The 12,938-nt window shown below is 47.6% G+C and carries 10 protein-coding genes; 3 read left to right on the forward strand and 7 right to left on the reverse strand.

Annotated features, from left to right (window positions below):
- Positions 1 to 29: 29 nt before the first annotated feature.
- The 7 genes from PV783_RS33325 to PV783_RS33355 all read right to left on the reverse strand — a co-directional run bounded on the left by PV783_RS33325 (position 30) and on the right by PV783_RS33355 (position 10,667).
- Positions 30 to 1,250, reverse strand: coding sequence for a fibronectin type III domain-containing protein (locus tag PV783_RS33325; RefSeq protein ID WP_420991048.1), 1,221 nt, complete (start codon positions 1,248 to 1,250; stop codon positions 30 to 32).
- Positions 1,251 to 1,255: 5 nt separating this feature from the next.
- Positions 1,256 to 2,734: a SusD/RagB family nutrient-binding outer membrane lipoprotein gene (locus PV783_RS33330; protein WP_420991049.1), complete on the reverse strand. Its 1,479-nt coding sequence runs from the start codon at positions 2,732 to 2,734 to the stop codon at positions 1,256 to 1,258.
- Positions 2,735 to 2,746: 12 nt separating this feature from the next.
- The gene (locus PV783_RS33335; protein WP_420991050.1) at positions 2,747 to 6,214 is read right to left on the reverse strand and encodes a SusC/RagA family TonB-linked outer membrane protein; all 3,468 of its coding nucleotides are present in this window, start codon (positions 6,212 to 6,214) and stop codon (positions 2,747 to 2,749) included.
- Positions 6,215 to 6,234: 20 nt separating this feature from the next.
- Positions 6,235 to 7,215, reverse strand: coding sequence for a FecR family protein (locus tag PV783_RS33340; protein WP_420991051.1), 981 nt, complete (start codon positions 7,213 to 7,215; stop codon positions 6,235 to 6,237).
- A gap of 273 nt (positions 7,216 to 7,488) precedes the next feature.
- Positions 7,489 to 8,085, reverse strand: a complete 597-nt coding sequence (locus PV783_RS33345; protein WP_079472362.1) for an RNA polymerase sigma factor — start codon at positions 8,083 to 8,085, stop codon at positions 7,489 to 7,491.
- Positions 8,086 to 8,172: 87 nt separating this feature from the next.
- A complete protein-coding gene (locus PV783_RS33350) occupies positions 8,173 to 9,117 on the reverse strand; it encodes a dihydrodipicolinate synthase family protein (protein ID WP_111580318.1) in 945 nt (314 codons plus the stop codon).
- 20 nt (positions 9,118 to 9,137) lie between these two features.
- The gene (locus PV783_RS33355) at positions 9,138 to 10,667 is read right to left on the reverse strand and encodes a sodium:solute symporter (RefSeq protein ID WP_420991052.1); all 1,530 of its coding nucleotides are present in this window, start codon (positions 10,665 to 10,667) and stop codon (positions 9,138 to 9,140) included.
- Between the two features lie 139 nt (positions 10,668 to 10,806).
- Here PV783_RS33355 and PV783_RS33360 point away from each other — a divergent pair, with 139 nt between their 5' ends.
- The 3 genes from PV783_RS33360 (at position 10,807) to PV783_RS33370 (ending at position 12,915) form a co-directional block, all read left to right on the forward strand.
- Positions 10,807 to 11,664, forward strand: coding sequence for an AraC family transcriptional regulator (locus tag PV783_RS33360; protein ID WP_336389406.1), 858 nt, complete (start codon positions 10,807 to 10,809; stop codon positions 11,662 to 11,664).
- A gap of 97 nt (positions 11,665 to 11,761) precedes the next feature.
- A complete protein-coding gene (locus PV783_RS33365) occupies positions 11,762 to 12,274 on the forward strand; it encodes a hypothetical protein (protein ID WP_111580315.1) in 513 nt (170 codons plus the stop codon).
- Positions 12,275 to 12,375: 101 nt separating this feature from the next.
- Complete coding sequence (locus PV783_RS33370) at positions 12,376 to 12,915, forward strand: RNA polymerase sigma factor (protein WP_133256293.1); 540 nt, start codon at positions 12,376 to 12,378, stop codon at positions 12,913 to 12,915.
- Positions 12,916 to 12,938: the final 23 nt, after the last annotated feature.

A 12,938-nucleotide genomic window follows, 5' to 3' on the forward strand; every position in this document is an offset into this window, starting at 1 on the left:
TAATATAAAAAAAAGGAATAGCAGGACGGTTACTTCATTTTATTCTTCAGGAGATTTTCTCCGTTGGCTTGTTTCTCCAGGTCAAAGGCATCATACAATTCACCGGTAGTCGTATAGGCGCGGAACGATATCATCTTTGGTTTCACATCCACTACCTGGAATAGCTGTGTATAGGAGCCGGTGCGGGTCATCCACGGCTGCGGATCGATCTCCGACATTTTGGGTCCGCTTACAGACACCACGTATACCGGTCCCTTGTTGCCATCGCGGCCACGTGCGTAGGTGTGGTCATGCCCCTGCAATACGAGGTCTACTTTATACCTGTCGAATAGCGGCTTAAAGTTTTCACGCAGCCGCTCATTGTTGCGGCTCTTCTTGGTGGATAATACCGGGTGATGGAACGTGATGGCCGTCCACCGGTTGGGATTGTTTTTCAGCAACAGTTCCAGCCATACCTTCTGACGGGCCAGTAATGTATCGGATATTTCCACCTCCTGTGAGTTGAGTGAAATAAAACGCATGCCCTGTACATCTGTATAGTAGCAGGTTTCCTCCAATCCCACCGGACCGTTTTCCGGCAAGGTAAACTGTGGCCGCCAGAAAGCAGAAGGAACATCCTGTCCTGCAGCGTTTTCGTAATACTCGTGGTTACCTGTGGTCATCATACCGGGAACGGTGCTATGAATAAAGCCACCTGCTTCAAACCATTGCTGCCATTCGTTGTTATTATTGCCCCTGTTCACGAGGTCGCCCGCGTGAATGATGAGGCGTGCATCCGGCGCCACCGACCAGGCTTTGCGGATAGTTCTTGACCACATGGAAAAGATGTTTACCTGCGCATCTCCCAGGTAAATAAATGAAAAGGGTTCGCCCGGCAATCCTGCAGTGCGGAATGAAAACCATTCACTCCAGTTGTCCCCCTGCCCTACGCGGTATACGTAGTTGGTATTGGGTTGGAGGCTGTTGAACGTAAAATGATGATACCGTACCGGTAAGGAATCTGCGAAAGGCGGTGTTGTAACCGCAGTATATCTTACAGCCGTTGCCGTGAAACGCGGATCGGCAGTAGCAGGCGCCAGTTCGGCATAACTGACAGCTGCATCCTCACTGGTTCTCCAGGTAACTGCCGCTGAGCGGGAAGGGTCTTCCGTTACATTCAATACAATCCTGTCGGGCCGCAAACGCTGGGCATATGCTTGTTGTAAAAAGCAGGTGGCCAGCAGCCACCCGCTTATCAATATTTTCTTCATAGCTTTTACTTCAGGTACCACATCAGCGTGGTTTGTTTATCTGCTCCAAATACGGTGAGTGCTTTCTGGTATTGTTCTTCATTGGTATCTCTTTCGCCGGTAGGATAAATATATCGTTTAGGCAGCACCGTAGTAGACGACATAGGACCCAGTACAAATTTAGGCAGGCCGGTGCGGCGGTTATCAAACCACGCTTCCGCGCCTTTCAGGAAACCGGCAATCCACTTCTGACCGATGAGTTGTTCCAGGGTACCATTGTATTTTACAGACGCCTGGTTGAAATAACCGGCATCAATAGCTGCCTGATCTACGCCATAAAATTTCATGTTGGCATGGATGCCATCATAGTAGAGGCTTTCCGCTGTTTTACCCGGCACGGTTACTTTGCCCGCCTGCACACACTCTGCTAGGATGAAACAAACTTCTGCATAGGTAAGCATGCTGGCTTTTAACATATCCGCCTTGCTGCTGCTAAACAGAGAAGAAAGACGGGAGATATTATTCTTACCCCCATTATAATCGTAGGGCGCAGGAATCGCGTTAGGTACACCCACATAAGGATTGGGATCTGTTTTCCATCCTGTCAGCGAATCCACGCGGGCTATCCATACTTTCAGGCGGGGGTCATTGCGTTGTAATAATGCATCTACAATTTCCTTGCTGGGCTTGCGCTTATCGAATTCATCATATGAACTCGCCTGCAAACTACCGGGCCAGCTGTTGGCGGCTACAGCACCCTGGTAAACAATTTCTGCATTGTCTGCATTGCTTTCAAAGATGGGATATTTACTTTTATTGTTCAGGATCTCCTGCATTTCTGTGAATGCAGTGGGATAGTTTTTAGAGATCCGTAGCAACATCCGCAAACGGAGTGAGTTGGCAAACTTCCGCCAGTTCAGCGGCTCTCCTTTGTACATCACATCTGCTTTAGTATCTACCTTATCGGTCATGGTGGACAGCTCGTCATTGGCTTCTTTCAGTGTTTGCAGTAAAGCCGGGTATACCGCCTGTTGCGGATCATACTTCGGATGCGCCAGCGTTTGACTCTTCAGCAACAACGCTTCACTGTAAGGAATATCGCCAAACAGGTCAGTGATATATGCAAAGTTAAAAGCTTCCAGCACCTTGCCTACAGATACGTACTGCGGTACATTCAGCTTCTTTGCCAGGTCCATCATTTCCCGGTTGGATGATAACTTTGAATAGTAGCCATCCCAGCTTTGAGGGCCCCAGTCGAACTTATCGTTTCCCTCGTTCCGCACCATCGTGATATAACGACCGGCAGAAGCAGGCTTATCAAAGTAAGCTTCTTTCTGGTAATCATACGCGGTATTGATCAGCACGGAGGACAATAAGAATTCAGGATTGATCACTTCCGACTCGTTCGGATTCACATTGATATCTTCCAGCCCCTTTTCGCAGGATGCAAAGAGAACGCCGAAAATCAGTATCAGGTATTTAAAAGGCATGCGTTGCATAACCATATAATTATTGGTTTAGAAATTGAAACCTACCTTAGCGCCATAAGAACGGGTGTAAGGCAATCCCCAGCTGGCTACGCCCGGAGAGAAACTACCGTTGGAGATCGTCATTGCCGTTTCCGGATCGTACCCTTGTTCTGCAGCAGTCCAGGTAAACAGGTTGCGTGCAATCAGTGATACTGTCAGATTTCCCAGTGGCAGCTTACCCAGTGTTTTCTTTGAAAAGGTATAGGTGAGAGATGCTTCCCGGAGCTTTACATAACTGGCGTCGAAAGTAGACCGGCCATTGAAACTCCAGTAGTATTCACCATAATAGTTTTCCGGATCGGTAACCTTATCATTGAGTTTGTATTTACCGTTTCCGTCATCTACATAACCGAAAAGGATCATGCCATCTGTGCGGTTGTTGCCATCTGCATCTTTCCAGGCCAGGCCACCGGTTTTCGGATCACGACCCGGAACAGTGGTTTGTGTACGGCCATCACTCAACAGGTTCTTTGCCACATAAGAGAAGAAGTTACCGCCCTGGCGCCAGTCGATCAGCACATTCAGCGTAAACCCTTTGTAAGTAAAGGTATTATTGATACCGAGCATAAAGTCGGGGTTATAGTTACCTATCTTTACATAATCATTTAACTGCTGGTAACCACCTTCATCACTCAATAAAGGCTGACCTTTAAATTCCCCATCCGGTACGGTAGCCCAGGTTTGCGCATACATGTCGCCCATTTCAGCGCCTTCTTTTACAAGGAAGCGGATACCTTCTGCACTGCCCAACTGGTAACTGCTCACGCCATCAATCAGCTTCAGCACTTTATTACGGTTACGGGTATAGTTTAATTGCAGATCCCAGCGGAATGGCCCTGCTACCGGTGTTGCATTCAACCCGATTTCAATGCCTTTGTTCCTGATCTTACCGGCGTTGGTTACCATGTTGGAATAACCCGTAGCCATTGTTACCGGTATCCTGATGATCTGGTTACGGTTTACGGTGTTATAATAAGTAAAGTCGATACCGAGTCTTCCTTTCAGGAAACGAACATCAGCACCAAATTCATGCGAGGTAGCAATCAGTGGTTTCAGCCGGTTATTTTTCAGCACATTGCTGATGTTTGCCAGCTTCACATCGTTCCAGTCCTGGCCAAAGCTGAAGGTGTTGTACAAATTATAGGGATCGGTATCACCACCCACCTGTGCCCAGTTGGCACGGATCTTTGCAAAAGACAATGCATCCGATTTAATACCCAGCATATCTGATACAATGAGGCTCAGTGAAGCCGAAGGATAGAAATAGGAATTGTTGCCGGCGGGCAGGGTACTGGACCAGTCGTTACGCGCTGTCAGATCCAGGAATGCATAGTTGCGGAAGCTCACCTGTCCCATGCCGTACACGCTGTTGATCCGTTTGGTATACCTGCTGGAATTATTTACTACCGTACCTGCTTTGGCATTGGAAATATTGTATAGTCCTGGAATCACCAGTGCTTCTGATTTCTGGCTGGAGCCCTTGCCGGTTTGGTTCATGCGGTTGGCGCCTGCGGAAACAGATACAAAGAAATCGGAGTTGATATTCTTTTTATAACTCAACAGGAAGTCGGTATTCTGTTCCCTGAAAAATTCTGTTTCAAAAGCATATGCGCCGGTTGGGTTCTTTACTGCGCTGAAAGGACGTTTACTTTCGCGTGTTTCAGAGTAGAGATCCATACCGGTACGACCCATCAGCGATAAGTCTTTCGTGATCTGGATATTTAGTTCCACGTTACCGGTCATACGGTCACGGTCAAACCCGTTGATGAATTCATATGCCACCAGGTAAGGGTTATCGGTAGATCCGGGTACATGTGAAAACTGCTTCAGACCTTCTTTACCGGGCAACCAGTAGTTGCGCAGCTGCCTGATATCTACGTTGGGCGTAGTGGTATATACGATGTTACTCACGCTTCCCCGGTTAAAAGTAGGCCGGTTGCCACTGCTGTTTTTCGTATAGCCGATATTGGTACTCACCCTGATGCTGGAATTCAGATTATATCCTGCCGCGAGGTTGAGCGTATTTCTTTTCAGATCGGTATTTGGAATGATGCCTTCATTTTTCAGGTTGGTAAACGACAGGCGGAAGTTACCATCCTTGTTATTACCGGTGATGGCAATGTTATTGGTGAAGGTAGATCCGGTACGGAAGAAATCCTTATGCCGGTCGGGGTAAGATACCCAGTCGGTTGGAATAGGCTGTCCGTTTGCATCCAAAGGGCTGTTCCATTGTACATGTTTGGTACCTACGTCCAGCCGTGGTCCCCAGGAAGCATCAGAAATAGTTTCATCCGAACCTTCACGGTCGCCGGAACCAAATTCATTCTGGAATTTCGGAAACAGCCAGGGCTGATCAAACATGGCGCTGGAGTTAACGGAAACGCCTAAACCTTTAGTGGCGCCTGAGCCGGATTTAGTAGTAATGAGGATCACGCCGTTGATAGCGCGGGAGCCATACAAAGCGGAGGCACTGGCGCCTTTCAGTACAGAGATGCTGGCGATATCATCCGGGTTAATATCCGAGATGGTGCTGCCATAATCCACTACTACCTGTCCTACGGGTTGTTTCGGGTTACGTACCGCCGGTGCAATGGGAATACCATCCACTACATACAAAGGCTGGTTATAGCCTTCCATGCTGCTTTGGCCGCGAATGGTTACCAGCGAAGTACCACCCGGATCAGAGCTGGTGCTTCTTACGTTTACACCGGTTACTTTACCGGCTAAAGCGTTGGCAATGTTCACTTCTTTTACGGTGCTTACCTGGTCGCCTTTCAGCGTGGCAATAGAGTAGCCGAGCGCTTTCTCCTGGCGCTTAATACCGAGGGCGGTAACTACCACGTCGTCCAAACTGCGTACGGTAGCCACTAACTGCACCTGCAGGTTACCGTTGCCGGCCACTGCTTCTTTTGATTGGTAGCCAACGGAGCGGAATACGAGCACCGCATTGCTGCCGGCTACCTTAATAGTAAACTGCCCGTCTACGTTGGTAGCCGTACCATTCGAGGTTCCTTTTTCATGTACGCTTACACCGGGAAGGGCTACGCCGCTTTCATCGGTGACGATGCCTTTTACGGTAACTTCCTGTGCTTTGGTGGTGTTGGCTTCTCCGCCTGAAGGACGGATCGCATAATCGTGATCGCTTAATTTTACTGCCTGCAAACCCAGTGGTGTAAGCATTTTCGTTAGCTGGACTTCCAGGTTGCTGTCGGTAACACGGAGTTGTTTTCCTGCTACAAATTTATCCGCCACCTGTGTCGGCGAATAATTAAAGCTGATGTTAAACCTTGTTTCGAGGTTGGTCAGCATCTGCCGGAGTGGGATGGTTCCTGCTTCCCCGGGAGTATTTCCGCTTCTTACCATTAATTGCTGTGCGCTGGTTTCGGTGGTCAGCAGCAGCAACAACAGCAGCATTGCTCTCCAGGGAGAATAAAGCTTCGTAAAGCTCTTTTGCATAACTGTAAATTTTAAAAACCTTATTCAAAAATGATAACTGAATTGCTTTGTTTCATTTTCAGCTGATGTACGGTGGCCATAGCTTTCAACACCATCGAAGGATCATCAGCAGGACCGGCGCCCGTAAATAACAGGCCTTCCATTTTCTTATTCCTGAACTGAATCTTATAACCGTAAATATCTTCCAGTTGCTGTGCAACGCTTATCAACGGCGTGTCCCTGAACAGGAGCCGGTGTTGCTTCCACGCGGTAAGCTGCACAGGATCTGCCTGCAGCCGGTGATGTGCTCCCGGCGTAAAAGACATCATGTCGCCAGGTTTCATATCCAGGCTATCGTTCACTACAATCTTTCCTTCTTCCAGCAATACCTTCACCTGGTCGTGACGGTGGTATACATTAAAGGCAGTTCCTTTTACTTCAATGGTGACCTGCGGCATCAGCACCCGGAATTTGGGATGCAATCCGGCGGGCGATTTGGATACATTAAAATAGGCTTCGCCGTTCAGCGTTACTGCTCTTACATTTTCTTTTGTCCATTTGCGGGGATAAGAAACAGATGAATTGGCATTCAGCTGTACAATAGAACCGTCGGGCAGTTGCAGCGTTTTGGTTTCCCCGAAACCGGTTTGAACAAAAATGTTTTCAATGGGTGGTTCGCTTCCCTGTGCATACCATATACCGGCAAACAGCAACACGGCGGCAGCGGCAGCCAGGGCATAGTACCAGGGCCTGCGGGCAGTTCCGTTATTTTTTTTAATAACGGGTTCGTCCAGCAACAGATCTATCTGATCTTTCACCGCATCCATTTCTTCCATGCTTATTTCGTTGGTACGGAACCGTAGTGCCAGCACCAATGCGCGGGCATCCTGCAGTGCCGCTTCCTTTTCGGGATGCGCTGTTATCCAGCCTTCCCAGAAAGCAGCACCTGTTTCTTCCAGCACCCACGCACGGAATAAGTCATCCGCAGCAAAATCTGCTGCGTCGAATTCACTATAGTTCATAAAAAAGTACCTTGTACAATAAGAAGAGTCACGGATCGAAAAAATACCCTCAGGGAAACGGATATTTTTTTTCGCGGATGTTGTCTTTCTCAGGATTAAACTGATTATACTGATTACTTTGATTTTACTTTTTGGATTTTATAAATTGATTTTAAATGATTTTGGGAGATATAAGCGGATATCGCTAATATCTCCCAAAATCATTTAAAATCAAAAGTGATCAAATCCCTAAATCAGTATAATCAGTTTAATCCTGAGAAAGACAAAATTCGCTTAACGGAACATCAGGGCTGATTCATCCTGTGCCAGCAGCTCTTTTAATTCTGCTATGGCCCGGTATATTAACGTCCGGGCATACTTTACTTCTTTCAATACCATAATATCGGCAATCTCCTCGTAGGAAAGACCTTCATAGAAACGCAGGTATACGGCTTCTTTCTGGCGGAGGGTAAGGGCATTCAGTTTTTGTTGCAGCAACCGCGTGGCGTTTTCGGTATGCTGCCGGTTGATGAGGATACTTTCCGGGGAAAGCTCCAGGGCGAAAGTGGAGGCAGTGCCTTCGTCGAGGCTGGCAGGGCCGTGCGCCGACTTATCAAGATACCTGAACAGCTTTCTCCTGGCGGCTACCATCAGGTAGCTTTTGAGGCTGACAGGAAGTGAAAGGCCGGCCCTTTGCACAAATAGCTGCGAGAAGAAGTCCTGTAACATATCCTTCACCAATGCACGGTCTGTTGTAAACCGGATGCAGTAGCGGAACAGCAACGGAAAGTAGCGCCGGTATATTTCCCCAAAGGCGTCCCGGTCTCCGTTACGGAGCCGGACCCACAGGAACTGTTCATCTTGCTGAGGATTGTATGGACTGCTTGACATCTATTGTGTGAATTAGCATAAGGATCTTTCTCTAAACTACACATTGGCCGGTTGCCGTCATAACTTCCTGTCAGAAATAACATCGATTTAATGTGAAGGCAAAGGCGCCGACACCACTTCCCGGATCTGTAAACGCTCGCACCAGCCTTTAAAATCACGGTAAATCTGCTGCAAGGTTTCTTTCTGTTCCGGCGTCAGCTCCAGCGCATGGGCGCGGCTGATGGTACGTACAGGAATGCCTCTTAACTGCAGAAAATATTTTGCGCTCAGCGGATAGGCTACATGGATCAAAGGGTCTACTCTTTGCAGCTCCGATTGTATCCAGCGCACATCTTCCTGCCGGCTTTCATCATTTACATGATTACACAGCCACACCAGTATTTCAGGATAAAAATTTCCGGAGATAGATGACATGCCGGCGGCTCCCATTTGCATAGATGCTACCGCATTAGGCGTATGCGCATCGTAGAACTCCAGCCGGCTGCCCGCTGTTACGGCCAGTTTGGCGCGCACGTTTTCTACTTTGCAGGAAGTGTCCTTGTGATAAATGAGGCGGTTGGTAGCCAGTAAGGTTTGCAGGATTTCCGGTGTAATCACTCTTTTATAAGGCGCAGGGCATTCGTATAAGCCTAACGGAATATCACCGGTGAGCGAAAACAATTCCTCAAATCTTTGCAGCAGTACTGCATCCGGTTCATCTATATTGGCAAAGTGACCGGTGATCATGATCACAGAATCCACACCGGTATCATAGATCTTTTGTGTAAACAGCGCTTTGTCTTTGATGGTAAGACCAAACGACCCGGTGGCTACTACCGGCACGCGGCCATTCACATAGCGCACTACGTGGCGTGTCAGCTCCAGTCGCTCATCCTCGCTGATACTGTACATTTCGGACGACAGGCAGTTGGCGAAAAAACCTTTTACGCCGGCATCCAGATAAAAATCTACCAGGTGCTCCACCATGTCATGGTCAATCTGCGCTTTCAGATTAAAGGGGGTGATCATCACCGGTACAAATTTCTTTTGCATAACAAACGGGTTTTAATAAATCAGGAAGTTTTGAGACGTTGCAGCCGCGATAGCAGCATTCCCGCCAGAAATATTGATAAAGTTCCCACCACGATGATCATATGCGCATGCAACGGGCTGCGCAGATTTACCCATCCGGCGGGCAGGTACTTTGATAACGACATCCACAGAATCACTATAATACCAATGATGGTAGCGGTAACCGCTGTGGCATTTTTTGTTTTGGAGATAATACCCAGCAAAAACAATCCCAGCATGCCTCCCGCAAAAATGCCGGACAGCTCCCACCACATGTCAAGAATACTCTTCACGCCTATCATGGAAATACCAAAACCAATAGCCAGCAAACCCGATAAGGTAGTGGCGATATACAATACCCGCATTTCCTTTGCAGGCGTGATTTTCGGATCAACATACCGCTGATAGATATCTTTCAGAAAAACAGTAGCGGTACTGTTCATGCCACTGCTGACGGTACTCATCGCAGCTGAAAGAATGGCTGCTACGATTAAGCCCATGAGTCCTTTAGGCACTTTGGTGACCATAAACCAGGGCAATACTTTATCGCCATAATCCGCTGGTTGCAGTGATGCAACCGGTACCTGTCTTTCCGCAGCCACCTGTTGTTTCAGCGGCAGCAGCAGTTCCGGATGCTGTTGCGTATACGCATACAAGGCAGTGCCGATAAAAAAGAATACCATGCTCACCGGCACATACCAATACACGCAAAGCCATATACTGCGCGACGCTTCTTTTTCCGAACGGGCCGTATGATAGCGCTGTACATAGTTCTGGTCCATCCCGAAATTATTCAGGTTAATAAAAAAGCCATACAGGAACACCACCCAGAAAGTAGACGTACTGAAATCCCGCAGGGAAAAACTGCCCAGGGAAAATTTTCCATCTGCCATTCCTATCTTCCAGATATCCTTCACGCCATCGTTCATTCCTGTAATCACCAGCCAGAGGATCACGATGGCGCCGGCGGTTTTTACAATCCCCTGCAATACCTCTGTCCAGATCACCGCTTCCATACCACCCAACACCGTATATATAATGATGCATACGCCTGTAACGGTCATGATAGTACGCATTTCCAACCCCGTAAGCGCCTGCAGCGCCAGCGCCACACCAAAAAAGATGGAGCCCATCCGTGCCAGCTGCATCAGGATAAAACACACCATCGCATATGTTCTGGCCCACGGGCCAAAGCGGTGTTCCAGGTGTGTGTAGGCGCTCACTTCACCGCTGCGCCGGTAAAACGGCACAAAATATTTTGCCGCAATAAAAGCTGCCAGCGGCATAGATAAACTGAATACAAAAGCATTCCAGTTACTGCCAAATGATTTTCCCGGCACGCCGAGAAAAGTATTACTACTTAAAAACGTGGCATACAAAGAAAGCCCCAAAGCCCAGCCCGGTATAGTTCCGGACGCCGTGGTAAATTGTGCTGCGTTCCTGTTTTTCCGTGAAAACCATACCCCCACTCCAATCATACATAGCAGGTAAATGGCGATTACAGCCAGATCAATTATTGGCAGTTGGTGCATAACGATTCTCCGATTGGTTGATAAAACCAGTTCAATACGTGGATGAATAAATATTACAGTCGTTACACGAAGATTGCTAATTTTTATGGATCAAACAATGTTGAATGTTATGAAAAGAATAGCTTAAATTACTATTGCGATGAACAACCTGGCCGCCAACACACCGACCACCTGGAACTTACCGGACCACCTGAAACGCAAGCTGGAAAAGCATCCGCTTGGCAGGAACCTTTTTATTACCACCATTGGCCTCTATCCTGAAAATGCTGCCCGCGAAATCAGCGAACCAAAGGGCGCTCCGGTATACACCTTATTATATGTAACACATGGAAAAGGATGGCTGGAAACCGGGAAAAAGAAAGTAGCCATCAAATCCAATCAATACCTGCTTTTTCCAAAAGGCGCCGCCTTCCGCTCCGGCCCTTCGGCCGAAGAACCGTGGCGCATCTACGCCGTACAGTTTTCCGGCAAGCTCGCTGACGACATCTACAGCTACCTCGGCACCGGCCTGAAACCACATACCATTCCGCCGCTTGTAGGGCGCAATGCGCAATTCGATGATATCCTCCATCACCTCGACCTCATGAATAATATAGAAAACCTGCTGTATGCCAATTTCCGGTTCTATAGTTTCCTGGGTACCTTCCGGCTCACGGTTTTCAATTATATGAAAAAGGGCGCCGACAATATTATTGAGCAATGTATCCAGCTCATGAAACGAAAGCTGGACCAGCACCTCACCCTGGCCGACCTTTCCAGGGAAACCTGTATTTCCGCCTCATACCTGTCGGCCCTCTTCAAAGAAAAAACACGCTACTCTCCCATCCAGCTGTTTACCTCCCTGCGGATGCAGAAGGCCAGCCAGCTGCTGAAAGATACCCATCTTACCGTAAAAGAAATTGCGCAGGAAATGGGATACCCCGATCAATACACGTTTTCCAGGTCATTTAAACTGATCATGGGGGTGTCGCCCAAAAAATTCAGGGATAAAGGCTAGTTTATATTAACCAATTGTTAAGCGGTGAGGGATATACCGTTTCAAAACGAATATATAGAAGGAACGAAACTCCTTCCATCATTTAATACCAAAACACATGCACTTTTTTATCCCCCGTTATCTATTTATTGTACTGCCTGTATTTTGTATACTTACAGGCGCCTGTAAAAAAGATAAGCCTGCAACGCCCCAAAAATCGCCTAAGTATGAACTGGTGACGGGTACCTGGAAACAACAGGACATCGTGCTGGCTGTAGCCGTTAAATTGAATAAACAGAACATTCCCGCAGGCACCAGCATCATTGCCCTGGCTCCCCTGCTCGGACCGGGCGGCGCCCTGTTTACCTGCACCGTTAACAACACCTACCGGTTTAATGCCGATGGTTCCTTTGCCATCGAGGGTTGCACCACGCTGATCCTGCCTGTTGCGGGCAACAGCGGTACGTGGGACCTGGATGTACATGATTCGGTGTTGAAACTTATTTCTGCCAAAGGAGAAAACGACCCGCACTGGATCGAAAATATCAGCAGCACCAACCTGGATCTTTCCCTCACGGTAACGATCCCCGGTGTAGCTACGGTACCCTTAATATTAAAATTGAAGAAATAAACGAACCGCGGAGATATCGCATGCTATTGTTGAAAATAACAATAATATAATCGGTAATTCCTTGTATCTTGTTTAGGCTGATCAGATATTTGCTGGCAATTATGGAAAGTATTGTACAGGATATTATCAATGGGAATATCGAAAGTTTTAAGATGGTATACCAACAGTACCACACAAAACTTTACTTCTACGTGCTGAAATGTACACACTCCGTTTACATAGCGGAGGAAACTGTGCAACTTACTTTCATACTCCTCTGGGAAAAACGGGAGAAGCTTTCAACAAACTTCAATATCTCCACACAAATTTTTCGTATAGGCAAAAGCGTGATGACCGACCTGCTCCGTAAACAGCAGGTGCGTAACCGTCATACGCAAACACTGGTAAAGGATACCACTACCTGGCATGTGGAAACAGACATCTCTGTAAAGGAAGAACTGAAACGGGTGTATAACAGTATAGAACAACTATCTCCCATCCGGAAAAATGTTTTTAAACTCAGTCGCTTTGAAGGACTTCCGCACAAAGAAATTGCCAGGCAGTTATCCATCTCCCCTAAAACAGTTGAAAACCATATTGTACGGGCTATCCGGCAATTAAAAAATTCCCTGCTGCTACTGCTGCTCCTCGTGATCTATTAACTAAATGTTATGCAGTGAGGGAT

The organism is Chitinophaga sp. CC14 (assembly GCF_048957795.1).
In the GTDB taxonomy this organism is placed as follows: domain Bacteria; phylum Bacteroidota; class Bacteroidia; order Chitinophagales; family Chitinophagaceae; genus Chitinophaga; species Chitinophaga ginsengisegetis.